Origin of the sequence: Microcoleus sp. Pol14D4 (assembly GCF_036701245.1) — a bacterium.
Classification (GTDB): Bacteria; Cyanobacteriota; Cyanobacteriia; order Cyanobacteriales; family Microcoleaceae; genus Microcoleus.
This window is the reverse complement of the sequence record NZ_JAUBQM010000092.1, coordinates 1-25,112: the sequence shown is the minus strand read 5'-3', so window position 1 is coordinate 25,112 and position 25,112 is coordinate 1. Positions and strand designations below refer to the sequence as shown.

At 44.5% G+C, this 25,112-nt stretch carries 24 protein-coding genes; 12 read left to right on the top strand and 12 right to left on the bottom strand.

Annotated features, from left to right (window positions below):
• Positions 1 to 132 precede the first annotated feature (132 nt).
• The 3 genes from QUA33_RS24275 to QUA33_RS24265 form a co-directional block, all read right to left on the bottom strand.
• Complete coding sequence (locus QUA33_RS24275; protein ID WP_172190774.1) at positions 133 to 393, bottom strand: ParE family toxin-like protein; 261 nt, start codon at positions 391 to 393, stop codon at positions 133 to 135.
• The gene (locus tag QUA33_RS24270; protein WP_333151847.1) at positions 390 to 803 is read right to left on the bottom strand and encodes a hypothetical protein; all 414 of its coding nucleotides are present in this window, start codon (positions 801 to 803) and stop codon (positions 390 to 392) included. The genes QUA33_RS24275 and QUA33_RS24270 overlap by 4 nt, the downstream gene beginning before the upstream one ends.
• Before the next feature lie 79 nt (positions 804 to 882).
• Positions 883 to 1,905, bottom strand: coding sequence for a hypothetical protein (locus QUA33_RS24265; RefSeq protein ID WP_333151846.1), 1,023 nt, complete (start codon positions 1,903 to 1,905; stop codon positions 883 to 885).
• Between the two features lie 85 nt (positions 1,906 to 1,990).
• Between QUA33_RS24265 and QUA33_RS24260 the strand changes: the two genes are divergently transcribed.
• Positions 1,991 to 3,256 (top strand): hypothetical protein, encoded by a 1,266-nt coding sequence (locus QUA33_RS24260; RefSeq protein ID WP_333151844.1) that lies wholly within the window; start codon positions 1,991 to 1,993, stop codon positions 3,254 to 3,256.
• Between the two features lie 34 nt (positions 3,257 to 3,290).
• On the opposite strand, the gene QUA33_RS24255 is transcribed toward QUA33_RS24260, so the two are convergent.
• The 3 genes from QUA33_RS24255 to QUA33_RS24245 form a co-directional block, all read right to left on the bottom strand.
• The gene (locus QUA33_RS24255; protein ID WP_333151842.1) at positions 3,291 to 4,154 is read right to left on the bottom strand and encodes a YheC/YheD family protein; all 864 of its coding nucleotides are present in this window, start codon (positions 4,152 to 4,154) and stop codon (positions 3,291 to 3,293) included.
• Between the two features lie 87 nt (positions 4,155 to 4,241).
• Positions 4,242 to 4,931: an ImmA/IrrE family metallo-endopeptidase gene (locus tag QUA33_RS24250; RefSeq protein ID WP_333151840.1), complete on the bottom strand. Its 690-nt coding sequence runs from the start codon at positions 4,929 to 4,931 to the stop codon at positions 4,242 to 4,244.
• Between the two features lie 15 nt (positions 4,932 to 4,946).
• Positions 4,947 to 5,270, bottom strand: coding sequence for a helix-turn-helix domain-containing protein (locus tag QUA33_RS24245; RefSeq protein WP_006634885.1), 324 nt, complete (start codon positions 5,268 to 5,270; stop codon positions 4,947 to 4,949).
• A gap of 254 nt (positions 5,271 to 5,524) precedes the next feature.
• Here QUA33_RS24245 and QUA33_RS24240 point away from each other — a divergent pair, with 254 nt between their 5' ends.
• The 7 genes from QUA33_RS24240 to QUA33_RS24210 all read left to right on the top strand — a co-directional run bounded on the left by QUA33_RS24240 (position 5,525) and on the right by QUA33_RS24210 (position 12,913).
• A complete protein-coding gene (locus QUA33_RS24240) occupies positions 5,525 to 5,791 on the top strand; it encodes a hypothetical protein (RefSeq protein WP_006634886.1) in 267 nt (88 codons plus the stop codon).
• A gap of 92 nt (positions 5,792 to 5,883) precedes the next feature.
• The gene (locus QUA33_RS24235) at positions 5,884 to 6,588 is read left to right on the top strand and encodes a hypothetical protein (RefSeq protein WP_333151838.1); all 705 of its coding nucleotides are present in this window, start codon (positions 5,884 to 5,886) and stop codon (positions 6,586 to 6,588) included.
• A 59-nt stretch (positions 6,589 to 6,647) separates the two neighbouring features.
• Complete coding sequence (locus QUA33_RS24230) at positions 6,648 to 7,016, top strand: hypothetical protein (protein WP_333151836.1); 369 nt, start codon at positions 6,648 to 6,650, stop codon at positions 7,014 to 7,016.
• 56 nt (positions 7,017 to 7,072) lie between these two features.
• Positions 7,073 to 8,050 (top strand): hypothetical protein, encoded by a 978-nt coding sequence (locus QUA33_RS24225; RefSeq protein WP_333151835.1) that lies wholly within the window; start codon positions 7,073 to 7,075, stop codon positions 8,048 to 8,050.
• Positions 8,051 to 8,126: 76 nt separating this feature from the next.
• Positions 8,127 to 9,206: a hypothetical protein gene (locus tag QUA33_RS24220; RefSeq protein WP_333151834.1), complete on the top strand. Its 1,080-nt coding sequence runs from the start codon at positions 8,127 to 8,129 to the stop codon at positions 9,204 to 9,206.
• A gap of 428 nt (positions 9,207 to 9,634) precedes the next feature.
• Positions 9,635 to 11,101 carry an amidophosphoribosyltransferase gene (gene purF / locus QUA33_RS24215; RefSeq protein ID WP_333151832.1) on the top strand — a complete coding sequence of 489 codons (1,467 nt, stop codon included), beginning with the start codon at positions 9,635 to 9,637 and terminating at the stop codon, positions 11,099 to 11,101.
• A gap of 726 nt (positions 11,102 to 11,827) precedes the next feature.
• Entirely contained in the window at positions 11,828 to 12,913 is a 1,086-nt protein-coding gene (locus QUA33_RS24210; RefSeq protein WP_333151830.1) for a DUF3474 domain-containing protein, read from the top strand.
• Between the two features lie 435 nt (positions 12,914 to 13,348).
• Here the strand turns inward: QUA33_RS24210 and QUA33_RS24205 are convergent, their stop codons facing one another.
• Positions 13,349 to 13,939 carry a hypothetical protein gene (locus QUA33_RS24205; protein ID WP_333151829.1) on the bottom strand — a complete coding sequence of 197 codons (591 nt, stop codon included), beginning with the start codon at positions 13,937 to 13,939 and terminating at the stop codon, positions 13,349 to 13,351.
• Between the two features lie 236 nt (positions 13,940 to 14,175).
• The gene (locus QUA33_RS24200) at positions 14,176 to 14,565 is read right to left on the bottom strand and encodes a DUF1830 domain-containing protein (protein WP_333151827.1); all 390 of its coding nucleotides are present in this window, start codon (positions 14,563 to 14,565) and stop codon (positions 14,176 to 14,178) included.
• Between the two features lie 375 nt (positions 14,566 to 14,940).
• On the opposite strand from QUA33_RS24200, the gene QUA33_RS24195 reads away from it, so the two are divergent.
• Positions 14,941 to 16,521, top strand: a complete 1,581-nt coding sequence (locus tag QUA33_RS24195) for a photosystem II high light acclimation radical SAM protein (protein ID WP_333151825.1) — start codon at positions 14,941 to 14,943, stop codon at positions 16,519 to 16,521.
• A 507-nt stretch (positions 16,522 to 17,028) separates the two neighbouring features.
• A complete protein-coding gene (locus QUA33_RS24190) occupies positions 17,029 to 17,475 on the top strand; it encodes a hypothetical protein (RefSeq protein WP_333151823.1) in 447 nt (148 codons plus the stop codon).
• A 133-nt stretch (positions 17,476 to 17,608) separates the two neighbouring features.
• Here the strand turns inward: QUA33_RS24190 and QUA33_RS24185 are convergent, their stop codons facing one another.
• The 3 genes from QUA33_RS24185 to ntcA form a co-directional block, all read right to left on the bottom strand.
• Positions 17,609 to 18,004, bottom strand: coding sequence for a pre-16S rRNA-processing nuclease YqgF (locus QUA33_RS24185; RefSeq protein ID WP_333151821.1), 396 nt, complete (start codon positions 18,002 to 18,004; stop codon positions 17,609 to 17,611).
• 29 nt (positions 18,005 to 18,033) lie between these two features.
• Entirely contained in the window at positions 18,034 to 19,716 is a 1,683-nt protein-coding gene (locus tag QUA33_RS24180; protein WP_333151820.1) for a DUF3084 domain-containing protein, read from the bottom strand.
• 77 nt (positions 19,717 to 19,793) lie between these two features.
• Complete coding sequence (gene ntcA, locus QUA33_RS24175; RefSeq protein ID WP_006634020.1) at positions 19,794 to 20,459, bottom strand: global nitrogen regulator NtcA; 666 nt, start codon at positions 20,457 to 20,459, stop codon at positions 19,794 to 19,796.
• A gap of 330 nt (positions 20,460 to 20,789) precedes the next feature.
• On the opposite strand from ntcA, the gene fabI reads away from it, so the two are divergent.
• Together fabI and hisB are read left to right on the top strand one after the other, a co-directional pair.
• Positions 20,790 to 21,566, top strand: coding sequence for an enoyl-ACP reductase FabI (gene fabI / locus QUA33_RS24170; protein ID WP_333076152.1), 777 nt, complete (start codon positions 20,790 to 20,792; stop codon positions 21,564 to 21,566).
• 158 nt (positions 21,567 to 21,724) lie between these two features.
• Positions 21,725 to 22,363 (top strand): imidazoleglycerol-phosphate dehydratase HisB, encoded by a 639-nt coding sequence (gene hisB, locus QUA33_RS24165; protein ID WP_333067416.1) that lies wholly within the window; start codon positions 21,725 to 21,727, stop codon positions 22,361 to 22,363.
• A gap of 1,201 nt (positions 22,364 to 23,564) precedes the next feature.
• Here the strand turns inward: hisB and QUA33_RS24160 are convergent.
• Positions 23,565 to 24,830: an ABC transporter permease gene (locus QUA33_RS24160; protein ID WP_333151818.1), complete on the bottom strand. Its 1,266-nt coding sequence runs from the start codon at positions 24,828 to 24,830 to the stop codon at positions 23,565 to 23,567.
• Positions 24,831 to 25,112 lie beyond the last annotated feature (282 nt).

The window sequence follows — 25,112 nt, the reverse complement described above, 5'->3', positions numbered from 1 at the left end:
GCCTGATTGTCGGTATGATCGAATCAATGACGTGGCGATCGGCTAGCTCACTCTTTTAAGATACAAGGGGCGGGTTCGCTAACAATAATTGCCTGAAACCAACCATCTAGAAAACCCGCCCCGGCCTGATTACTAGAAAAAACGTTCATAATCATCGTGGTTTCCAATCCAAAACCATGTCACGGTATCTCCTTGTAAAATCCCCACTGCTCGATAGCCGCGCGTGATTCTCGCAGACCAGATATTTTCTTCCTGGTTGATGCACTTGAAGTGCAAAGATCGATGAAAGGGATTTTCCAGCCAGAAACGATAAGCTTTTCTAGCTTGCTCTTTTACTCTACTGTCAAGAGAATTGTATTTTTCCCAAAAGGAAGGAAGGGTGGCAGATTTCATAACTCATTGAGTCTCATTTCCTGTGCCTTTCCTTCAGCAATTTCTTGTTTTGCGCGTTGGGCAGCAGCCACAAGTTGCGGTTGCGTTTTCTGGAAAGATTCGTCCCATTGAAGCTCATCTTTTAAGTCGGCGATATACTCTTTCAAGTATTCTGCTACTTGTTGCTGTAAAGTTTCTGGCAGAGACTGCATCATCTCGATCGCTGCATCAATGCCTTCCCACAGTTCAGAAAGCGGTACAGTCTCTCCTGTCATTGCTTCCTTCCATCCTTGACGAAAACAGTCTTCGGTTGACTTCAGCGGTTCCTCATCCGCAAGAACAATAACGCGAACTCGGCGATCGGCAAATTTGGCTGATTGGGCGAGAATTTCTTCCCAAGTTCCTTCTAGTTCTAGTAGTTGTGTTGTCATTTTTTTCATGGAATTGTGACTAAGTTTATTTTAGCGTGTGAAGAAGTGCGATCTAGTCCAATGAAAGTAGCTTAAGGAGTTATAGAGAAGAATTTAGAATCACTTTAATACCTTTTTCCACTCTCTGAATTTCTGTCCATTGCGAATCAATCCAGGCTCTTTCAGCCTGACGTTGTGCAGGTGTTTCTTGCTGATATCTATCTTGCTTTTCCAGAAACTCATTGTAAAATCTCAGTGCTTTAACTAAAGCTCTACTTCCATGGTATAATCTGTCCTCAAAGATTGAATTAATAAACTTATCAATCGCAATTGAAACCTGCTTTTTGAAATTTACAACCTCTTCCCAAAAAAGATCGCCTAAACGGAATTTGGATAAATCATCCAGAACAGAAATAAGTACAGACCTCAGTGATTTGGTATTCTCAGGAAAGTAAACTGTCGGCTGCTCAAATTTATTTGCGATCTCGCTAAAAGTTAAATTTATGTAATGATTCCACACATTTTTTGTCGGATTATCTAAGATTTGAAAATACTGGTTAAGCACTTTTAAGTTAATCGTGCTAAGGTCTTGATAAACCAGACCTAGGCTGCGCTTAATGATTTGATCTATTTCCATACAAACAAGATTCATCACGATGGGAATATCTTTAATAAAATCATCCTTTTCTTTCCAGCCAATTCCTTTTTTTTGTTTTTTTGCTGCATCAATAAACCACTTCTGTTTCACGCGGACATCAAATATTTTATCCCAATAATCTTGAGATTCATCAATCGCCGATTTTTGACATTGACGACCTAGTTCATTAATTCTGACATGACAGCCGCTCAGTTCCCCAAGCTGTTGCCATATTTCCTGTTTTGAAGCTTGGACAATCCCAACTTTGCAAGTCCAAACGTCTTCAGCGCGATCGATATCGTTTCGGCATTTTTGCACAACTTTCTCAAGTCTGGTGGCTGATTCCCTCAATTCATCAAACCCAGGCTGGACAGACTTAATTACGGTTGTAGCACATTCCTTAATTTCTAAGGATTTATCATCATCCGCCGCGACGAGAGCCGCATATTGGGCGATGTTTTGAAATGCTTTCATGAATTCGTTCATTTAAGTAATTCCACTGTAGACTGACAAAGTTAACCATAATAATATATTATAATATGTAACACTAATCGCTATTCAGGTAAAAAATATGGTTTTTGTGTTTCCTCCTCACATACAGGCTGGTATCATCTCCGGCACTTATGAAGTCGTGAAGAATAGTGCAGGAGTATTATTGGGAATAGCTAGAGACAGGGCAACAGGTCACTTTGTAGGTGCCGCAATTGGGATGGTTGCCGAGCCGTTGTTAGCTATTCCAGATTTTGTATTAGGTGTAGGGCAAATGGTTCAAACAGATATGGGTTTTAAAGAAACTTACAAAAGACTAGATGTGATTCAGTATGGCTTAAACTCTCTCTCGGCTAATGTGGGCATTCTGTCAGCATCTACTGCCGTCATTGGTGTCGGCGTGGTGGCAATAGCTGCACTGTCAGCCGTTAACCTTCATCAGACCTTAAAAATGAGGGAAGATATTAAGGAATTGAAGCTAACAGTTACACACGGCTTTATTAATATAGAGGCACTGCTAAAAAACGAGAAAGCAGAAGTTATTGCTGAAATTAAACTGTTAGCTGAAAGCATTAATTTTGAGCAACATCGTTTAATCTTAAGTCGAGCTTATCAGAAATTCGATCAAGCACAGAGACTAATTCAAAATGCTTTATTAATGGAAGATAAACATACCAGAAATTCTACCTTAACAAGTGCACAACACATTTTAGCTAATGCTTTAGCTGACTATAATAATCCTGAATTATTCAAAGCCACTTGTGCCGTGGGCTATCTTCGTAGAGTTGAATGTGCTTGGGCAATTGAGCAGACAATTTCATTAACTTATCAATTGCTGAACGAGCCTGCGTCTGTAAGTAATTCCCTTTCCCACCTCCAAGAAAGAATACGCCAAGACATTCTCACCGTTATTGAGCGCTGCACAAAAGATGAAATGGATTTTATATTTCCAGAAATTACACGGATTTACAATCAGGATTTAGCAGTTTTGAACTCTTGGCAAAATCAGGTAGATTGGATGCTAAGTTTATCGGCTGATGAGCGTAAACAATTGGCTAGTTTAAATATGGAAACGACACCAGTTTCAAATATTAATCAAGAAGTTGCTATAGTGGCAGAACCCGAAGAAATTGCGCTCTACGAAAACTTGCAGCAAAAATCCCACTTTAAATCACTACGCGATCAATTGCGATTTTTGATCAAACCTAGCTTGCGTCAACAACATGAATCTTATATCAGTCAGAAAGCAACTACCTCTGGCTATAAAGCTTTAGCCCCCTCAAGTTGGCAAGAAGTCAATGATTTAACTGTTGCTAACCTCTACTGGTATTTTCAAGGAATGGAGTGAATTTCAAAATATGTAGGTTGGGTTAAGGTTCTCGTTACTCAACTCTTAATTTCAAATAAGGCGTTTTGTTAACAACCAAGCTATCCAGAATGCCTTTAAACATTGTTACGACAATTTGGCGATCGTTATCTCTCACAAAAATATCGTAATTGGGACTTGAGTTAATTTCAATTAACCAATATGCTCCGTTTTTATCGAGCGCTATGTCAAGCCCCGCATAATTAATCGCAATTTCATCAAAAACAGGTTTAACAAAATCTTCAATTTCCGACATGAGAGTGGGGTTAATTATATATTTTGCTTTTGCACCTTCCCAGTGCAGCGGGCTTAAATTCCCCGCAAATTCAGCCTGAGATTTGTCTTTCTCGTACAGCAAAACTAGCTTCTCTTTGCAGAATACAGCCCGATATTCGCGGGCTATTTCGATATATTCTTGAGCTAGCGCCACATAGTCATAATCTTTGCTGTTGACATTAAATATAATTTCTAGGGCTGCTTTAATTTGCTCTCTAGTTTCACACAAAAAAACATTGTTGCCACCAGCACCGCGATTTCTTTTGAGAATCACCGGGAAAGCGAAATTTTTATTTACTTCTAAAACAATTGATTCAATATCTGGGAAACTCAAATACTTTTTATACTTTTCCTCGCAGTAAGGCGAGACAAAACTGAGAGTGCTGGGAGTATTTATTTTGCCGTTTAATAGTTGATAGGTATATTCTTTGTCTTTAAAAATCTCTGCTAATGACGCGCTGTTAAATGGCGTCATGTAATTGACAAAATAATATTCTTCGCCGCCGTGTTTGAGTCTAATCAAGTTTTGGGAAGGATGCAGGATTTCGTAAGGGATATTTAATTCCTCACAAGCTGCCAGCAGGATTTCAATATTGGTTAGCATAAAATGTAACTTAATTAGAAATTAATTTTAACGATTTGAGATTAGAGAATCGCTTCCCAATCTCAAACCTCAAATTATATCGCAGTTTTATCCAAACAACCGCTGCTGCCCGTTGGCCGCATCTTTCCCGGCATAAATCTCGCGCGTTCCCTTGGGAATGTAAATCCAATCGAATTCTTGCAAGCGGTTTGTCAAATTGGAAATGCTCACTCCCAATTCATCTCTCATTTTGTATAAATGCGACCACTTTGTTAAATCGCGTCCCTGTCTTTTTTCCTCCAAAATACACCGAGGCATCAACAAACAGCTTGCAAAATATTGCGCTTGCCATTCGATCGACAAAACCTTATTGTCAGCACTCGCACCCCGGCAAACAAACGGTTCCTCGACATCCTGGGCGGTTTTTCCTTCATTCCCCAAGTTTAGTTCCAACTGTTCCACAGTGCCGTCTGCTTCGTCTTGATTGACGTGTAGCACCCAGTGGCCGATTTCGTGGGCGATCGTCGATTCGATGAACCCCGCCGGTTTTTCTAGAATCTGTTCGTTGATTTCGATTAACCGCTGCTGCGGCAAAATCCTCGCGGCGATCGCACCTTCTTCATCCGGCTCAATGCACTCCCAAACTACGCCTAAATCCAGAAAATCAGCAACGGTTGTCGCATCAAAAGGCCATCTCGGAGCAAAATTTTGCGTTTTCTGCATCTGCATCAAGATGTCATTTGCCAAACGCTCGATCGTTTCTTTGGGATAGAAGCAATACGGCTTAAAAATACTCACTATGAGGGGCCTCTCTTACGCTTCAAAAGACTGTTTGAGCCAATCTGGATTTTCTTGCATCCGGCGGAAAAGAGCCTGCATTTCCTTCGGATTCTGCTTCAGCAGCGCTTCGTACTGCTGCGGCAGTCTCCCCGCCAAGAAAATCAATTCCTCTTCGTTTATGTCTAGATTTCGGGCTAATGCTCGGATTACCTCCTCTTTTGGCGCATAATCCGCTCGATCGTTCTCCAATTTCGACAAATAAGTAAAGTCCACACTTAGCATAGCTGCTAGCTCACGTTGTGAGTAAGCTTTGTCCTTGCGAGCTTGACGGATCAGTCTTCCAAATGTTTGTTCCACGGTTTTTTGCCTCCTGACAAGCATTCTAGCCTGTTTTGATGAAAAGTTCAACAAAATACTTGACGGGAAAATCAACCCGCGCTACCATGAGGTTAGTTGACGGTTTAATCAACCAACTAACCCTGACTGGTAGGGTTAAGAATGCAAATTAGCCTAGCTCACACGCTACATATAGCGTCGTCAACTTCAGAGGAGTGAGAAGCGCTGGGCGTCAAAACGCTTGTACGCAGCAAATAAGGAGGAGCAGATCGCAAATGCTGAGAACCTGGACAGACACGCATTACAAGCTCGAAGACGATGACTGGCTATACATCGCCACCCACGAAGAACAAAGCTCAGCCTCACTGGTTTGTCCCGGCTACGCGCGGGATGGCGAAGGCTTCAGCATCCACTTCACCCCAGCGCACCTAGAAACATTAGAGCATTTGCTCGCCGCGCTGCGGATTATCAAAGCTCAACAAGAGGCGATGCTTGAGTATACCTATCCTGAACCAAAAGCGACAACACATCTCATTAGGTAATCGAAGTTCGGCCACCAGCAATGTACGAGATTTAACGGATTACCAATTACCAATTCCCGGTAAAGCAATAAAGAACTAAGGAAAAACGAACAATGACTACTAAAACACAAGAAAGACCTACATTTTCAGTATTTGGTGCCAAACCGAGCAATGCTTTGCTAGTACCAGAAATCCCGATCGCAGTACGTAACAATTGCCAAAGTGGCCAGTGGGCGATCGGCGATACCGACTACGGTTCCAAGTGTTCCATGACAATCCTCAAATTCTCCAAATTCTTCGGTTCCCTCGGTCAAACTTCCCACACACTGTGGGGTCAACTCTGGTTTGTCGCAGAAAGTGGCGAATTGCCGCAAGGAGTTGTCATGGTGACATACATCAAAAACCGCAGCTTGAACGATTTTAACCGCTTGGTAGCATCAGTTCAATCTCGCGGCGTAGAACCTGCAACAGGGATTTTTGTTCCCGAATTTGTCAAACATTCCGGTCAGAAACCAGACGAAAGCGGAGTAGTAAAACCGATCAACTACTACAGCTTGAAATGGTCTTGGAACGAGCGGAAAGATTGGGCGGTGATCGACCAAGCTGCAGCAGTTTTGTCAGATTCTAGCAATCAATCGCGGATGATTGACTTAGAAGGAACAAAAGCTATGGTGTGTTTAGATAACCTGCCGGCGCAGCAAGTTGCCTGCTTGATGGCCGCTCACGCTAGCGGTGAAAGCGATGCTATTGCTTTGAATTCCAACGGCAGTATGTCGCTACCGCCAGCCGAAGACCAATTAACTGCTGACTTGTTCTAATTTTCTTGTCAAGGCGCGATTTAATCGCGCCTTTACCATAACTGTTGCCACAGACTGAAATGAAAAAATTAACCAAGCTGAAAACCAAACCAAACCTGCAAGAAAGCCGTTTGAGAGAGAATTTTGAGCTGCTAGACCAAATTCGGGCAGACGCAGTTAACGACATCGAAAGTCTCACCGAAGACTTCCAACACATGACTTTAGTTGCCGAATCAGTCCAGCGGAATTACCGAGCTTTGTTAGCCGAAAATCAATTGCTAAAAGGCGCACTTTTGAGTATAATTGATGAGTGCGATTGCTGGGAAGGAAATCGGTGCGATCGCTGCTGCAAACTTCTCAAAACTCTAGGTATTGCCAATCCAGAAGAAAAACCCGACGCAGCCAGAAAGTACCGTTCCATTCTCAGCCAACTCCGCAACTTAGAATAACTGAAAACGTTTCAGTCACAAGTGTCAAAAAGTTATAATCAGGAGGAGCAAAAATTATGACAATAGCAACTGTTAAGGATAGCAAAGCCCAAATTTTGCAAAAATTTCAGCAGATTTTAGCAGACAAAAAAAAGATCGAATCTAAAGTAGAAACCAAAGAACAGTCAGCCGAAAAAGCCAAAAACAAACAAGTCCTAGAACTCGCCTCCACCTACACAATTGACAGCATCGTCAAAGGCTTGGCAGACTTGCAATTAGATTTCGGCACCATCACCAGCGGACTTTCCGAAAAACTGAAGGCGGAATCTTCAAAATTAGACGAATTAAAACGCGCGATCGAAATTGAAGCCGCACAATTGCAAGAGTTGCAGCAAATCAGAGTTGTAGCAGACGCCCTCCACATTTTAACTCAAGAGCACCGAGAAAAATTGACCCTGCTCGAACAAAACAGCGCCAACCAGCGCGAAATAATCGAAAAAGACACCACCCAAAAACGCAAGGTTTGGGAAAAAGAACAGCAAGAATTTGAGGCAGCAGTTCAAGAAAAGGCTGCACTCATAACTAAAGAACGTCAGGAAGAAACCGCCGATTACCAATACGAATTACAGCGCAGCCGCCAAATCGAAACCGACGAATACGAAGAAAAGAAGCGCAAACTAGAACGAGATTTGCAGCAATCTACTCGCGAAAAAGAGAAAAATTGGACACAGCGCGAAAAAGTCCTCAGCGACAATCAAGCGGAGTTTGAAGAGAATCAAAGAAAAGCCGCCGGATTTGAAGAAGAACTCAAACAGGCTTATGTCAAAGCCAAAGAAGAAGCAATCCAAGAAGTTTCCCGCGAAGCTAAAGTTAAGGCAGATTTAGTGGAGAAAGAATGGGAAGGAAGCAAGCAGGGATATGAATTGAAAGTCCAATCTCTACAGCAGACTATTGAGCGACAAACCGAACAAATAGCCGAAATTTCCGCGCAACTGCAAGCCACAATGAAGCAAGCGCAAGATTTGGCAATGAAAGCTTTTGCCAGCAAAGCTTAAAACCCAGTAAGGTGTGCAATCCGCACCTTACGGAAAAATGACAGAAATTTTCCCAAGTATTAAGGAATGAAAAGTCATGAACAAAAAAGTTAGCGACAAAAGCACCAAGGCTGAAATTTTAGAAGCCTACAAGGAAGCAGCGCAAGAAAAAGCGCAGTTAGAATCGCAAATCCAACAGCTAAACGCTTCCCAAAAGCAAACACCAGCCCCAGAAAAACCTATTGTGGAGGCCCAAAAACCAATGGCTTTAACTCAAAATCCACAAAAAATGCAGTCTACAATCGACAATTTAATCTTACTGCAATTTGGCTTCGGTGCCGCTGTCAGCGAACTGTCGGAAAAACTGACAACAGAAGCGTCTAAACTGGGGGAATTGCAGCGAACTGTCGGCGACGAAATCCAACAACTGCAAGAGTTGCATAGTTTAGAAGATGTTGCAGAAGATACGCTGGACAATTTAATTCAACAGTACGAAGAAAGCGCGAAAAGTTTTGCTGGGGAACTCAGCGAACAGCGCGAAACGGTTGAACAGGAATTGTTGGAACGCCGGCAAGCTTGGGAAAAAGAGCAGGAACTCCACAAGTTGGCCGTTAAAGAACGCAATGAGAATCAGCAAAAAGCTCGCCAGCGGGATGAAGAGTTGTATGATTACGATTTGAATCTTCAGCGAAATCTCGACATCGAAGAATACGAACAGCGCCAGAAAACGCTGTATCAAGAAATCGAAGAGTTTCAGCAAGAACAGGAGAAACAGTGGGCGGAACGCGAAAAATCTATTTCGGAACGAGAAAAGCTGTATGCTGAGCTAAAAGCGAAGGTAGAAGCTTTCCCGAAAGAACTGGAAGCTAATATCAAGAACGGGAAAGATAATGGTCGCAATATTGGTAATTACCAAGCTAAAGTTAAGGCTGATTTGTGGGCTAAAGATATCGAAGGGCAGAAGCAAAATTATGAACTGCAAATTCAAGGGATGTTGCAGACAATTCACAATCAAGATGCGCGCATTGCTAGCTTGTCGAAACAACTGGATTCTGCTTTGAAACAGGTTCAAGATTTGGCTGTGAAGGCGATTGAGGGTTCATCGAATTTGAGTTCTTTCCAAGCAGTGAGGGAAATTGCGATCGAACAAGCGAAGACTCAACAGAAAAATAAGTAGATCGGACTCGGCGGTTGAAAGAGACTGTGGGCGAATTTTAAAATGGTTTTACCCTTCACCCCTAAAAATAGTGGCTCTGGACTAAAAATTTAATTAACCATATAGCTATTAAGTAGTCAGAGCGAAACCCAATGCTGTATTCCAGATGTGAGGGGTAACACGCTTGGCGAATTCGCCCACAGTCTCTTTCAATCGCCGAATCCCTCGCCCGCCGTTAATCAAGGTTAATATAGGATTTGAGGGCGATCGATACTACAATGCCATTAAACGCCGCATCGCTTCTGTCTGAAATGCTACACGAGTTGGAAATAATGACAGATCCGTGGCAAGATTAAGGGAATGTTAAGTTATGCGACGCTTTCGCAAACAAGATTTCCCGCTGAAACTGTCCCCCTAACCCACCTTCCCCATTAGGAACCCACCCATCTATGATTCCCAACCATTCCTTCGCGGCTGACGAGCATTCTAACAAACCCGACAAGCCCGAGGAAGCTTGTGGCGTTTTCGGTATCTACGCACCGGGTGAAGATGTCGCCAAGTTGACCTACTTCGGTTTGTATGCGTTGCAGCACCGGGGTCAGGAATCAGCAGGAATTGCTACCTTTGACGGTGAAAAAGTCCACCTGCACAAAGATATGGGACTGGTTTCCCAAGTCTTCAACGAATCGAGTTTAGGTCACTTGCCCGGTAACTTAGCTGTAGGGCACACTCGCTACTCTACTACCGGCTCGTCGCGCGTGGTCAACGCTCAGCCTGTGGTTGTCGAAACTCGTTTGGGAAGTCTGGCTTTAGCACATAACGGGAATCTTGTCAATACCAAAGAATTGCGGGAAGAATTGCTGTCTCGGAAGTGCGAATTTGTCAGCACGACGGATTCAGAGGCGATCGCAGTGGCGATCGGTTCCGAGGTAGACAAAGGTAAAGACTGGCTGGAAGCAGCGATCAGCGCCTTTGCTATGTGCCAAGGAGCCTTTAGTTTGACGATCGCCACCCCCCAAGGCGTGATGGGAGTCCGCGACCCCCACGGTGTCCGCCCGTTGGTAATTGGCATCCTTCCCACAACTCCGGTACGGTACGTTTTAGCATCGGAAACTTGTGGCTTGGATATTATCGGTGCTGAATTTTTGCGGGACGTAGAACCGGGAGAATTAGTTTGGATTACAGAGGAAGGTATGGCTTCCTTCCACTGGAGTCAGCAACAAAAGCGCAAACTTTGCATCTTTGAAATGATCTATTTTGCTCGACCGGACAGCCAGATGGAAGGTGAAAGTTTGTACAGCTACCGCCTGCGGATCGGGCGTTTGTTAGCAGCAGAATCTCCGGCTGATGCGGATATAGTCATCGGCGTTCCCGATTCTGGAATCCCGGCGGCGATCGGCTTTTCTCAAGCTTCCGGCATTCCTTACGCCGAAGGATTGATTAAAAACCGTTACGTCGGGCGCACTTTTATTCAACCGACTCAGACAATGCGGGAGTCAGGAATCCGCATGAAACTCAACCCTCTTAAAGATGTGTTGGAAGGAAAGCGGGTAATCATTATCGATGATTCGATCGTGCGCGGCACAACAAGCCGCAAAATCGTCAAAGCATTGCGGGATGCGGGTGCAACCGCCGTTCACATGAGAATTTCCTCACCGCCAGTGACTCATCCTTGTTTCTACGGGATAGACACCGACAATCAAGATCAGTTGATTGCTGCTACTAAATCAGTTGCAGAAATCGGTGCCCAAATTGGGGTTGATTCTTTGGCTTTCTTGAGTTGGGATGGAATGCTGAGGGCGACTAACGAAGACCCGATGAGTTTTTGTTCGGCGTGTTTCACCGGTGATTATCCGATCGACGTTCCAGAAGTGGTAAAACGGTCTAAGCTCATATTAGAAAAAGCTGGAACCTAGAAAATCAAAAAGTGGGAAAGCGATCGCCCGTAACTTTCGGCAATTTATGGATTTTCCAGTTTTTCTGGTAAGTCATTGCCAGAATGTGTGTAGAAATGTTACATTAACTTAGTTTTAGCAATTCTTGCAGAATTTGTGAACTGTAGTGAACAGTCGGTTGGGTAGAAGTTGCGTGAAACCCAAAACTATGATTGGAGATTGGAGATTGGAGATTTGTCCTTAAATCTAAAATCGCCAATCTAAAATCGATGGGCTTTTCCCTACACACTCGTTCACAATTTTTGCTCGAAACGCTGTATGCTACCTGCAGCCTGGAGGTAGTTCCTCCAGATGTCCACTCTCAGATTGAAGTCGCATTTCGCACCTACAACGGGCACATGAGATTTTTTCAGATAACAGGGTCGATCGCACTAATTTTTCCCATACAACTATTCCACAAGCCAACTTGCTTGAGAATCGCGGACGGGCTATTCATGCGAACTAAAGAACTTTAGAAACCCTTGCAGATTAAAAATATGGCTCCTTGCAGGTTGAATGTTACCTCACCTGCACAGGGATACAAGCCCCCGACTCATGTCGGGTAGAGCCAAAAAATTTAGATCTTAGTTAAGTTCCCCAATTAATCTGTGGAGTGAATCTAAAATCTAAAATCTAAAATCTAAAATCGATTGACTGTTAAAAGAAGGCGGAATGCGGTTTCTCAAGTCAGCTTAAATCAGAAACTTCGTGCAATCAAATACTGTTCTCAATCCAGCGAGCAATCAAGGCTCATCCTCTCGTACAACAGAGTTACCTTTTACTCTTCAAGATATCAAGGCAGCCATTCCAGCCCACTGTTTTGAGCCCTCGGCATGGAAATCTCTGGCTTATTTCTTTTTAGATATTGGCATCATCGCAGGTTTGTATGCGATCGCCTACACCGTCGATTCCTGGCTCTTTTACCCAATCTTTTGGTTGATGCAAGGAACCATGTTTTGGGCATTGTTTGTAGTGGGCCACGACTGCGGACACGGTTCATTTTCTAAGAGCAAATGGCTCAACAACCTGATCGGACACCTTTCGCACGCTCCAATTCTCGTGCCCTTCCACGGTTGGCGGATTAGTCACAGAACCCACCACGCAAATACAGGCAGCTTAGATAACGATGAAAGCTGGTATCCGGTATCGGAGAGCAAATACAATCAAATGCCTTGGTACGAAAAGCTGGGACGCTTTTATTTGATGTTATTTGCCTACCCAATTTATTTATTTCGCCGATCGCCCGATCGAACTGGTTCTCACTTCATGCCCGGTAGCCCGCTTTTCCGTCCGTCGGAAAAATGGGATGTGTTGACGAGTTCCGCATCCTTGGTACTGATGGTAGGCTTTTTAGGCGCGCTAACTTATCAGTTTGGTTGGCTGTTTTTACTTAAGTTCTACTTGGTTCCCTATGTAGTGTTCGTGATCTGGCTGGATTTGGTAACATTCCTCCACCACACAGAAGCCGATATTCCTTGGTATCGCGGTAATGATTGGTATTTCTTGAAAGGTGCATTGTCTACGATCGATCGCGACTACGGAATCATCAATTCCATCCATCACGATATCGGCACCCACGTAGCCCACCACATTTTCTCGACAATGCCGCATTATCACTTGAAGGAAGCAACAGAAGCAATTAAACCAGTGTTGGGCGATTATTATCGCAAGTCAAGCGAGCCAATTTGGAAGAGTTTTATGCGCTCTTACTGGGATTGTCATTTTGTCTCGGACACAGGTTCTGGAGTTTACTACGAATCACCTAACAGTCGGAGATCGGCTGAAGTTAAGTAGTTTAAATAAACAATAGAATGCGTAAAAACTCGGCTTCTTAAAGAAACCGAGTTTTTCATTTTTGGGCGTGTTTGATAAAATGATCCACATTTAACCTGCATATTTTGAGCAGGCTTTCTGACCCACCTCACAAGAACTTTAAGAACTTCAAAATGCCAACTAAATATTTTTTAGCTGATGCTGGCGACTGACATAAACACAATAGATTTGCATTGCTTTTCCAAGATCTCAATTCCTTCAATTATCTGCGTTTCTCTGTGTTAATCTGCCTTACATCTGCGGTTTCTCGCCCGAAGAATTATTCAATATTGTCTAATCAAAAAGGTTTGTAAGTTGTCGAGCATTTAATTTGTCTGCTTATTTTTATGGCAAATCTTGTGGGTAGACACGAGCTCCTCCCAAAAGTTACAAACTAAATAGACAACAGACATAATATTACAGATTACCTTTAAGCCCGATCGCCGTGACAATAGTCCACGCATCCACCAACAGCAGCAGCAGCGTACAGAAGAGCAAAATAAGATACATCCAAGGCTGCGACAAAGGGCGAACATCTCTAGTATCAATACCTGTTTTTGCTTCCACCAAACCGACTAAGTTAGCAAATCCAGCCACCCGCATTGGCAGCAAATAACCTTCACCAGAATAACTCAAAAAATAGTAAACTAAACCTCCTTGACCAGTCGATCGAGGTTTGAGAGCTTTTACCTCAGTCCAAGGTAGCGACCAACCCTTGCGAAACCAACGCGGAAACCAGTTGGGATATGTGACTTCAATCCCTTCCTCGCTCAAAATTACCCTTTCACTGAGCACGCCGTAGAGGCCCACAGCCCCGACAAAAATTGCCGCCCAGAGTGCGGCAGGGGGAACCGGTGCTTGGGTTACTTCCGACAAAAACGGCAATGGAATTGTCAGGGCTGTGTACAAGCTCAACAGCGTGATTCTAATCAGGGGAGAAAGCCGGAATACCGCTGGCTCAAATACTGGGGCAGAAGATGGGGAAAGGGCGATCGGTTGTGCTGACATGGCTGAATTCGAGAAGCTGTGTAATGCTATTTTTGCACAGTTGTCGATCCCGCCAACAAAACTCAGGGAAATACGAAAAACCAGACAATGTTTGCAGTCGGGAGTTTCGATCTAAAATTCATTTCACAAACTTTGATTCTTAAGAGTTGAGTTTTTAACGCTTTGCTGAAGTTGGAATTTTGAGCGCGGAGTTATCAATTCACTGACAATTTATAACTCAAAACTCACAACTTCAATTAATCAACGGCGGTTAGTGCCGGTACAGTCAAAGGTTCTGAGATTTCTCGGGATTTGGGGCGGCCGACCATTACTCCTCGATCGCCCTGAACTGCCTCTGGCGATCTGCTAGGATTGACGTTTGAGTAGGGGCCTTCGTTAATCTGCAAGCGATCGCAAGGAATTTTATCCGACAAAATTGCACTAGCCATCATCCCGGTGTGAATTTCCAATGCTGCCGCCGGCATAGCTTCAAACACTAAGCGCTGTCCGGGAAACACCACTCGTTCAAAGTACCAGTTAGGAATGTTGGCGATTCGAGCAATCTGAATCTGACTGGTGGCGTTGACGTAGCAGCACAGAATCTTGCTGTCGGTGTCTGATGGTACGGGGTCAAGAATTTGAGCCATAACTGCTGAGGGAGCCTTGCCTAAAAGTTTTAGTTATCTTCTCAGGCTAACACTAGGCGATCCCAGCCTACTGTAAAGCCGACTACCAACTCCCTAACACATTAGAGACCGATCGCGCGAAAATTTGTATTTAGCCGGATAAATACGTGATTTTTGACTCTCTGCTGAAATTTTCGGTCAAAATACGCTGTATTTACTTAAAAAGTAGCTTTTTCCTACTGCTGTTGCCGATCGACACCAACAAGCTCGGCCTTGAGCCCAATAGAAAAATTTAAGAATATTTAATATCAAATTGCGAAAATTAGACATATTGTAAAGTTATATTAAAAGAATATTAACATAGCTGAAAAAGTTCCACTTTAGGATATGGCAATCATGGAAAACCGAGAAAACCGAGTCCTGTACGTTCGCCTCCCTTGCAATCCTATTTTCCCGATCGGAGTTGTCTATCTTTCGGATCACGTACACAAGCTGTTTCCCAATGTCGAACAGCGCATTTTCGATTTAGGTGCCGTACCCCCCCTAGATTTCGCTAAAGCTTTAGATGCCAGCATAGACGAGTTTAAGCCGACTCTGCTGGTTTTCTCTTGGCGGGACATTCAAATTTACGCGCCCGTGGGCGGCAGGGGCGGCAACCCGCTGCAAAATGCCTTCGAGTTTTACTACGCCAAAAATCCGCTGATCAAGTTCCGGGGAGCCCTCGGAGGACTGCGTTTAGCAGCGTCTTACTACACCGAACTCTGGCGCAATTTGGGACTGATCGAGCGCGGATTGAAGCGGGCCCGGAAATACCGCCCCGAAGCTCGTGCAGTGGTGGGCGGTGGTGCTGTGAGCGTGTTTTACGAGCAGTTGGGACGCAGTTTGCCGGCTGGAACAGTGGTTTCGGTGGGGGAAGGCGAAGCTTTGCTGGAGAAGTTGATTAAGGGCGAAGATTTGGCCGAGGAAAGATGTTATGTGGTGGGAGAAACCGTCCCGCGCGCGAAGCTAATTCACGAAAAACCAGCCAACATCGAGAAAACTGCTTGCGATTATAACTACATCGAAACCATTTGGCCGGAATTTTCCTATTATCTACAGGATATGGACTTCTACGTCGGAGTCCAAACCAAACGCGGCTGTCCTCATAACTGCTGTTACTGCATTTATACGGTGATTGAAGGCAAGCAAGTGCGGATCAATCCGGCGGATGAGGTGGTGGCGGAGATTCGGCAATTGTACGATCGAGGTATCCGCAATTTCTGGTTTACCGACGCTCAATTTATCCCAGCACGCAAATTCATCGACGATGCGATCGAATTATTGCAAAAAATCATCGCCGCCGGCATGACTGACATACACTGGGCCGCTTACATCCGTGCGGACAATCTCACACCCGAGTTGTGCGATTTGATGGTAAAAACTGGCATGAATTACTTTGAAATCGGCATCACCAGCGGTTCCCAGGAACTGGTTCGGAAAATGCGGATGGGCTACAACTTGCGAGTAGTTTTGGAAAATTGTCGCGATTTAAAAGCAGCAGGTTACAACGATGTGGTTTCCGTTAATTACTCGTTTAACGTCATTGACGAAACCTTTGAAACCATCCGGCAAACTATTGCTTATCACCGAGAATTAGAGCGAATTTTCGGAGCAGATAAAGTAGAACCAGCGATTTTCTTTATCGGGTTGCAGCCGCACACAATTTTGGAAGAATACGCCTTTAAAAAGGATATTCTGCAACCTGGTTACGATCCCATGAGTTTGATGCCTTGGACAGCGCGCAAATTGCTGTGGAATCCCGAACCTTTGGGTTCGTTTTTCGGACAAATTTGTTTAGAAGCTTGGCAGCGGAATTCTAATGATTTCGGCCGCGAAGTGATGGCAATTTTGGAGGAAAAACTCGGCTGTGCGGATTTGGAAGAAGCATTAACCGCGCCTGTGGAAATCAAAGACAAACAGTTGGCAGCAGTTAATTAATTACCAGGTTCGCAGTGATGACTACGGTTATTTAAAAAATGGGAAATGGGAGGAAAAATGTATCTTCTGTTTCCCTTTTTATTATTGACTAAATAGCTAAGCGCCAATAAAAATTACTGTGTAACTGAGTCAGTTCGCGATCGCCTGGGGGGCTAGAAACCTGGTTTCTAGAAAAATCAAAAGTTTAGTAACGATAAATATATCAAGAAACCCGGTTTCTCAGCTCAGCGTGAACAAGTCATAAAACCTTAAAAATGTTATCAATGCAAGAGATTGCTTGCCTTGGCTCGCATTGACATACTTATGTATTTTTACTGGTGTAGGGTACACAGTTCGCACCTTACTTAAACCGACAGTGTACCGGGTTCCTGCAGCTTTCACCTCTGATATTAAATATTATTAATATCCAGCACATATCGCTTAAGATGTAATTATATAGTTAAAACCAGGAGTGAAAAGATGTTTGATAAATATAGATTTAAGAGCATTAAAGGAGTAGTTTTAGTTATGGCAGGCATTAGTGCGATTCCCTACCCTTCGGGAACCCCTACGGGGAACGGGATAGCTTCGCTTCACGGCTTTTTGACAGCCTCAGCAGAAGCCGCTCCACTAAATCAACCGATTGGCCAAGTTCGGGCGATCGCACCCAACACTTTGGGCAATAATCAACCGCTGCAAATTGCTCAAGTTGAGGGATGTCCGAGAGCGGAAATGGTGCAATTTTTCGCAACGCCCAACTTTTCTATATACATTTGCAAAACCCAGGAAGGCGATATTTTTTACCGAGGCCTCAGTAAAATAAATGGCACCCAAATCAATGTAATGCAAGTAACTACAGGTGACGACGGAACTTATGAAGCGACTAACGGCAATATTATCTATTCGATTAACCCCCAACGCCTGCAAGTCCGCCAGAATGGTAAGGTAATCTTGACCGAAGCTGTCATCAAGTAACACTAACTGTTAGTTAATGATAAATTCACTAAATTTAGGGTGTATTTTATTTAAGTTAAAAATTCAAGAGCATCAAAAACATATTGATTCCTAAATAATCACAGAGAATCAGTGGTAATGCTTATAAAATTGACTAACTTTTGTTTAAATACCTCTGAATTAGGACGATCGCCACAATATCGTCCACCGGTCTCGGCGGCGTCCGCATCCCCTGGGGAATCAAGCGAGAAAATCCCGTCGGAGGGTACATTTCCCAGTAGCGTTCCTTGGCTTCCAAACTGCTGAACCTCTCGTCAACCCGAACAATTTCGATCTCCGGCGACAAACTCTGCGTCAGTTTTTGTTTCCAACTCTTAGAAGTCGTTTGATCTCCCATCACTAATAACTCAATGGGAAACTGTTCGCACAAAGATTGAATAGTAGATATCGCTGCTTCCGACAGCACAACTTGATGGTAGCAGACCTTCTTATCTCTACCCATTACAGCTATGCCGCATTTGTCTTTACCGGGATCGAAACCTAAAATCATAGCCTGTTACCCATTATTAATTACCAAATTTATTTTTTAATGTTCAAATCTCCGGGGCCTTGTTTTTGTTGTCCGGTGCGGAAAACAACGGCTCCGTTTTCAAGAGCCACTAAATCTATTTTAAGCGGGCCGGCGATGTAAGTGACATCTGCGGCGATCGCCTGAACGTCCAGCGGTTTCTCGTACTGCTGCAATCGCTCGATAAAACCAGCCAAAGTTTCAACCTGATTGTCTGCCACTTGAACTCTACCGCCGACAACACCGATGAGGCGAGCGCGAAATTGACAAGCTTCTATCAATTGCAGCAACTGCTGTCGCACCTGTTCGTCGGTTAAAGTCACCGGATCGATAGCAACCCCTGCAATGACATCTCCAGCGCGGAACACAACTCGATTGATTTCTGCTTCTGCAAATACCTTAATTACCTTTTCTTCCCGCAGGTAATTAGCGCCGGCGACAATCCGCACCACGTAGTCTTGACCGTCTTTAATTTGACTAATGAGTTGATCGATTTCTGCTTTAGTAATTTGAATAACCTGCTCCCTAACCTTTCTATTTTCCGGCTGCATGAGTCCGACGGTGGTTTTATTTGCTTCTTGCAAAAGCCGATCGATCGCGCGACTCGCCATACCGGGTTCGAGGATGCGAACGACGCCAGCAGCTAAAATTTGACCGCGCCTGATGGCAACTGTACCCTCGCGGATTGCCTGAAAATCGCGTTCCAAAACTTGCACTTGCTGCTGCAATAAAGTTTGTTGCTGTTCGAGTTGAGCTTGTTGCTGTGCCAAGGTTTCTAAGAGTGCTTCCCTCTCGGCAATTACTTTGTCGCGCTCGACAATAGTTCGATCGCGCTCTGCCAGATTTTGCGCCCGCTGGGCAATTTCCTTGTCCCGCTGGGCAATTAGTTCGTTGCGAGCGACAATTTCCTTGTCCCGCTGGGCAATTTCTGCGTCTCGCTTGGCAATTTCTGCGTCTCGCTTGGCAATTTGAGTTTTTACCTGCTCGATTAACTGTTGGCGTTCCTCTTGCAGTTGGGCGATTTCCGCTCCTAAAGTCGTTTTTTGAGCAGAAACTGTTTTCAATTGGTTCTCGGTGCGATCGAGCTGAGCTTGTGTAGTCGATCGGGCCGTTTCAACCAGTTTCAATTGTTCTTCGGTGCGGGATTTAGCCGCTTCCACGCTGCTGAGCTGTTCTTCTGTCTCGGATTTAGCCGCTTCTACCTGACTTAACTGCTCTTCAGTTTTAGACTTGGCTGCTTGCACGCTGTTGAGCTGGGCCCGCAGCGAGTTTAATTTTGTTTGCGTCCGAGCTTGCTCGGCATTAGCGGCTTGGAGGGATTGATTAATTTGCTCTAAATTCGCTCTAGCTTGCGCTTGAGCGGCTCTGGCTTGAGCTAATTCAGTTTCCACTCGATTTTTTTCTTGAGTGGCCTGGTTGATTTCTCGGCGGGCGTTGTTGAGCCTTTTTTGAATCTCGTCTATTCTAAAAACTCCGGTTCGCAGCGGCTTGCTAGTCGCAAACAAAATGCCCAGAGTCAGTGCTGACAGGATGCTGCCAGCCATCACTGTCACAACAACAGCAGTATCGCGGGGGCGAAGTTTGAATAAGCTCAACCTTGCCTTGCCGACTTTCGTCCCAAGGCGATCGCTGACAGTGGCGATCACACCCCCCAACACTAAAATTACAAATACCAGGATGTATCCAGCAGTCATTCCGATTTTAGATTTTGGATTTTGGATTTTGGATTGAATCTAAAATCCAAAATCCAAAATCCCATACTTTCTCGGCATCAAGTGAATTGCTGGCTTAAGGCCACCGGGTTGTGGACTGTGATCTTTTTCTTGTGGATCGAGATCATGGTTTCTTGTCTGAGATCCCCGAGCAAACGAGTCACAGTTACCCGTGTCGAGCCGATCGCTTCGGCGATCGCCTGGTGGGACAGCTTCAAATCTATCGTAATCCCCTCCGTACCGGGCACGCCAAAATCCCGGCACAGAATCAGCAAAAAGCTGACGAGTCTCGAACCCATATCTCGGTGAGCCAGGGTTTCAATCATCATCTCGGTTTGCAAAATCCGAGACGACAGTCCCCGCAGCATCACCATCGAGAGTTCCGGGTCTTCCTTGAGCGCTTTCTCGACTTGTTCGATCGGCAGCGAGATCAATTCCACCGGCGTAAAGGCTACCGCGTGGTAAAACCTGTCCGATCGGTGTCCCGTAATCAGAGACAGCACCCCAAATACGCTATTTTCGCGTAGGAGGGCGACTGTAATTTCTTCCCCTGCTTCGTACACCCTGGAGAGCTTCACAGCACCTCTAATGAGAACGTAGACGCGCTCAGCCGGGTCTCCAGGGAAAAAAATTGTCTTGCCCCGTTCAAAGGTTTCCACAATGGGTGGAAACGCCCCGCCGCTGATTTGGCGGAACACGGCTGCTAGCGGTCTATCATGCGTCACGACTAGATCCTTTGTACTAATCAATACTTTATAACTTGCCGATTAACCTTTATTGAGTAAATATACAGCCCAACCTCCAATATCCAAGGATTCGGTTACTTCCATCTAATGTTAAGGTAAACACGCACTGTATGATTAAATCTAGCCCTTCTCTTAACTTTTTCAATTCCGCCCCCATGTAGCTCCACAGCAAAATTAATATCAATTGTGTCTCAATTGTGTCTCAATTGTGTCTGAATCAGTTAAAGCTGAATCAGTTGTGTCTAAACTGGCGGGGTTGTCGCAGAGAGCCAATGAGAACGGTGCTAGTTGCTTCTAGAAGAAATACAGATGATAGATTTGACCGGAAAAAATGCTCTTGTTACGGGCATTGCCAACAATCGCTCGATCGCGTGGGGTATCGCTCAGCAGCTCCACAAAGCTGGGGCCAACCTCGGCATAACTTTTTTGAAGGACGAGAAAGGCAAGCACGAGCGCAAAGTCGCTGAACTGGTGGAACCGCTCAATCCCAGTCTGTATTTGCCCTGCAATGTCCAAGACGAGAGCGAAATTGAGTCTACTTTTCAAACCATCGCCGAAAAATGGGGCAAGTTAGATGTCCTGATCCACTGTCTGGCTTTTGCCGGCAAGGACGAGTTGTCGGGAGATTTCACCAACACTTCGCGCCAAGGTTTCTCCAATGCTTTGGATATTAGCGCTTACTCGCTGGTACGGCTTTGTGCAGCAGCTAAACCGCTGATGGCCGAGGGTGGCAGTATTGTGACGCTGACTTATTTGGGCGGTGTCCGAGTAGTTCCTAATTATAATGTGATGGGAATTGCTAAGGCAGCTTTGGAAATGAATGTTCGCTATCTGGCAGCAGAACTGGGCCCGTTAAATATTCGGGTAAATGCGATTTCTTCGGGTCCAATTCGGACTCTGGCTTCGTCAGCAGTTGGCGGTATTCTGGACATGATCCACCACGTTGAGGAAGTGGCGCCGCTGCGGCGGACGGTGACTCAGCAGGAAGTAGGAAATGCTGCGGCTTTTCTGTGCAGCAATCTCGCTAGCGGGATTACGGGTCAAGTTTTGTATGTCGATGCTGGTTACGAAATCATGGGAATGTAATAGCTGGTAAACAGTTGACAGTTGACAGTTGACAGCGAAGTTTTTAGACAGTTAACTGTTGACAACAAGATTTGCAAACAGTCAACTGTCCGTTGTCCGCTACAAAAGTGTTAATCCCAAATTACTAATTAATTCTAATGAATGACCCATTGCAAATTATGGAGATAATCGATCGCCCTTCTGTACCTCCTGCAACTTCAGTTCAACCAGCTAGGGCCGCCTTGGTGAAACGCACGACACTGGAAACGGATGTCACTGCTAGCCTCAATCTCGACGGTGTAGGAACTTGCAAGGCGTCTACGGGGATTCCGTTTTTAGACCATATGTTGCACCAGATTGCTTCTCACGGATTGATCGATTTGGACGTGCAGGCGATCGGTGATTTGGAGATTGATGACCACCACACGAACGAAGATGTGGGAATTACCTTGGGCCAAGCGCTAGCAAAAGCTGTCGGGGATCGATCGGGCATTTCTCGCTTCGGACATTTCATCGCACCTTTGGATGAAGCTTTAATTGAAGTAGTGCTAGATTTTTCGGGACGGCCTCACTTAAGTTACAGCTTGGAAATTCCCAACCAGCGGATCGGCACTTACGATACTGAATTAGTGAGAGAGTTTTTTTCGGCGGTGGTGAACCACACTCAAATGACACTGCACATTCGACAGTTGCAGGGCGGAAATTCTCATCACATTGTAGAAGCGGCATTTAAGGCATTTGCGCGAGCTCTGCGGATGGCGGTAGAAATCGATCCGCGGCGCGCCAGTCGGATTCCGAGTTCTAAAGGGGTTTTGTAGTTTGGGGTTTGCAGTAGCCCAGAAGCGCTACTGCAAAGCTGTAAATCAAAATATATCTGCTATATAAGACATCTCCAAAATAGTAATATGCTGTGGTAAAAGAACATAAGAGACATTTTTTTACACAGAAAAATGAGCGGCCTCTTGAATTCTATTGAAGAGAATCATAAAGAAACACAGCGATTAATTGGTGTAGAATATGAACAGTTACAACAATTGCTCCAAAATGCCTAACCTGGACTTCCCCCGTACAAATGTAATAAAATATCTAAAACATTTACCACTTATAGGTTTCAATTGTTGAGTGAAAAAACTGTACCCAAGTTAAAGCAATAGCCGTTTTGGCGATCGCGCAGAACGCAATAGATTCAATATAATTGGCGTAAGCTTGCAGGCGTGAATAACCTACATGGCTACAGAAATTTTACTCAACAATGGAAACTTTTGCAATGATAGGCTTTTGAGCCTAGGTAAGTATATTTGCAGGGGGAAGTCCAGTTTAATAAGTTCAACAGATGCAATTACATTTGAGGCTTTTATCCTCCTAGAACTCGTACAAAAATTAGGGAAAGCGGGTTGTTTAGTGATGGATAAGTGTACTATTCATACCGGAGAATAATGAGAAAAAGCCATCTTAAAAAGGGGCAAAGTTAATATACTTATCGCCCTAGTCGCCGGACTTCTCCCCAATTGAAAATTTATTGTCAAAAAATAAAAATATTCTCAGTTCTATCAAGACGAGTAATTATTAAGATTTAGCAAAAGCACTGTTGGTTTCCATTTAATGCAGTTACAGAGCGAAAATATTTGGAATTGGTTTACTCACTGCCGTTATTGTACGTCATCTTTATGAGAAAGGCTATATATTATTTCTAACGTAATTTAGACATTTTCTAGCCCCTTAAAGACCTGAAAAGCTGTCTAGGTAAGGGAAAGATTTTGATGCCCCATCATAGCTGAAATCCTTGTCAGTTCTAGACTGAACTCAATTCAATCTCAAACCCTTTACCTGTGTTAGTTTGCAGCCTTTTTTGATGGAATTTTTGTCTGAGTCGCGTTAGCGAATTAGCGCATCTGTCGCCGACAACCAAGTCTGATCGTGCATCAAACTCGGTTTCAGACCACACGTAAGCCCAGGACTATAATTGTCACACTTGCGTGCAAGGACTGTTCAATTTAACTGGGGCGATCGTCAGTAAGTTCAATCATTCCGCAAGGCTGCGATCGGATCTAAGCGAGCCGCATTCCGAGCCGGCAATACTCCAGCTAACAACCCGACGGTAAAAGACAGCCCAAAACCGGCCGCGATCGACCATACAGAAACCACAAACGGAAATTTGAACGCTGTCGAAGCCCCAAAGGCGATCGCAATTCCCAGCCCAATTCCCGCCGTTCCCCCCACCGTCGAAACTAAAATAGATTCGGCCATAAATTGAATCAGAATTGCTGCATTAGTAGCGCCTACCGCTTTGCGAATTCCGATTTCCTTAGTGCGTTCCACAACAGACACCAACATAATATTAGCAATACCGATGCCGCCAACCACCAAAGAAATTCCGGCGATCGCTCCGATCATAACCGTAAATAAACCTATCACATTGCTGAAAGTATTAACTATCTCAGCTTGATTTACAACTCGAAAATCATCCGGTTGTGGCGGATAAATATTGTGGCGCAAGCGCATGATATTTTCTACCTGAAATTGAGCATCCGCTAAATCCGCTTCGCCCGCAGTTTCCAACCAAAAACCAGAGATCGCAATCCCCGCTAAAGAATTTCTGCCCACAATCCGCGAAGACATATTTTTGAGGGGAATATACACTCGATCGTCCTGATCGGTTCCCCCTACAGACCCCTTGCTTTCCATCACTCCAATGACCTTGTAGCGGTTTCCCTGAATGCGAATGTCGGAGGATAGCGCATTAGCTCCGGCTCCAAAAAGTTCGTCCCGCACCTTAGAACCGAGGACAACTACTGGCTCAGCAGCATTCAATTCATCCTCGTTAAAAAACCGTCCTTGTTGAGGTTGAATGTTCTTGACATCGGGATAATTTAAATCTGTTCCCAAAATAGCAGTAAATGAATTTTGTCCGCCATAAACGACTTGCACTTGGCGCTGCAAATAAGCCGAAATTGCCTTAACAGCAGGAGCTTGTTTGCCGATCGCCTTAGCGTCATCCCAAGTAAGGGTAGTAGCAGAACCGCTTCCCTGACTGACACCACCGGATCGCGCAGCGCCGGATAACACCAACAGCACATTTGTACCCAAAGCCTTTAACTGTTCTTCAGTTGATTTTTGTACTCCCTGTCCCACGGAAGTAATGGCAATTACCGAAGATATCCCAATAATTACGCCCAGCATAGTTAAACTGGTACGTAATTTGTTATTCCACAGCGCCTCTGTCGCCATGAAAGCGATTTGAACGTTAGAAATTTTGTTGGTGCGGGGGCGAGTCTTTAATTTCATGTTATTTGTTATTTGTTATTTGTTATTTGTTATTTGGTGGCAACTTCTAAGAATTATGCCTAAATTGACCCCTAATTTATCACCTGACGATGCAACCGGAAACGATATAATTTGTGGCACGACCCGCCGGGGGTTGAAACCCCCGTCTCATAGCTAAAGTCGGTTGAAACCGACTGAAAATGCGTCTGAAACAGATGTAGATTAACTAAGCTGTTCGACATCTAAACTGCATCAACTCGCGTTACCTTTGTTTTTGATCTTTCGGTTCCATTTCATAATTAA

Excerpts from the sequence above, each read along its gene's own strand:
- QUA33_RS24275 (WP_172190774.1), bottom strand. The coding sequence starts at position 393 with ATGAAATCTGCCACCCTTCCTTCCTTTTGGGAAAAATACAATTCTCTT.
- QUA33_RS24270 (WP_333151847.1), bottom strand. The coding sequence starts at position 803 with ATGACAACACAACTACTAGAACTAGAAGGAACTTGGGAAGAAATTCTC.
- QUA33_RS24265 (WP_333151846.1), bottom strand. The coding sequence starts at position 1,905 with ATGAACGAATTCATGAAAGCATTTCAAAACATCGCCCAATATGCGGCT.
- QUA33_RS24260 (WP_333151844.1), top strand. The coding sequence starts at position 1,991 with ATGGTTTTTGTGTTTCCTCCTCACATACAGGCTGGTATCATCTCCGGC.
- QUA33_RS24255 (WP_333151842.1), bottom strand. The coding sequence starts at position 4,154 with ATGCTAACCAATATTGAAATCCTGCTGGCAGCTTGTGAGGAATTAAAT.
- QUA33_RS24240 (WP_006634886.1), top strand. The coding sequence starts at position 5,525 with ATGCTGAGAACCTGGACAGACACGCATTACAAGCTCGAAGACGATGAC.
- QUA33_RS24235 (WP_333151838.1), top strand. The coding sequence starts at position 5,884 with ATGACTACTAAAACACAAGAAAGACCTACATTTTCAGTATTTGGTGCC.
- QUA33_RS24230 (WP_333151836.1), top strand. The coding sequence starts at position 6,648 with ATGAAAAAATTAACCAAGCTGAAAACCAAACCAAACCTGCAAGAAAGC.
- QUA33_RS24225 (WP_333151835.1), top strand. The coding sequence starts at position 7,073 with ATGACAATAGCAACTGTTAAGGATAGCAAAGCCCAAATTTTGCAAAAA.
- QUA33_RS24220 (WP_333151834.1), top strand. The coding sequence starts at position 8,127 with ATGAACAAAAAAGTTAGCGACAAAAGCACCAAGGCTGAAATTTTAGAA.
- purF (WP_333151832.1), top strand. The coding sequence starts at position 9,635 with ATGATTCCCAACCATTCCTTCGCGGCTGACGAGCATTCTAACAAACCC.
- QUA33_RS24205 (WP_333151829.1), bottom strand. The coding sequence starts at position 13,939 with ATGTCAGCACAACCGATCGCCCTTTCCCCATCTTCTGCCCCAGTATTT.
- QUA33_RS24200 (WP_333151827.1), bottom strand. The coding sequence starts at position 14,565 with ATGGCTCAAATTCTTGACCCCGTACCATCAGACACCGACAGCAAGATT.
- QUA33_RS24195 (WP_333151825.1), top strand. The coding sequence starts at position 14,941 with ATGGAAAACCGAGAAAACCGAGTCCTGTACGTTCGCCTCCCTTGCAAT.
- QUA33_RS24190 (WP_333151823.1), top strand. The coding sequence starts at position 17,029 with ATGGCAGGCATTAGTGCGATTCCCTACCCTTCGGGAACCCCTACGGGG.
- QUA33_RS24185 (WP_333151821.1), bottom strand. The coding sequence starts at position 18,004 with ATGATTTTAGGTTTCGATCCCGGTAAAGACAAATGCGGCATAGCTGTA.
- QUA33_RS24180 (WP_333151820.1), bottom strand. The coding sequence starts at position 19,716 with ATGACTGCTGGATACATCCTGGTATTTGTAATTTTAGTGTTGGGGGGT.
- fabI (WP_333076152.1), top strand. The coding sequence starts at position 20,790 with ATGATAGATTTGACCGGAAAAAATGCTCTTGTTACGGGCATTGCCAAC.
- hisB (WP_333067416.1), top strand. The coding sequence starts at position 21,725 with ATGGAGATAATCGATCGCCCTTCTGTACCTCCTGCAACTTCAGTTCAA.
- QUA33_RS24160 (WP_333151818.1), bottom strand. The coding sequence starts at position 24,830 with ATGAAATTAAAGACTCGCCCCCGCACCAACAAAATTTCTAACGTTCAA.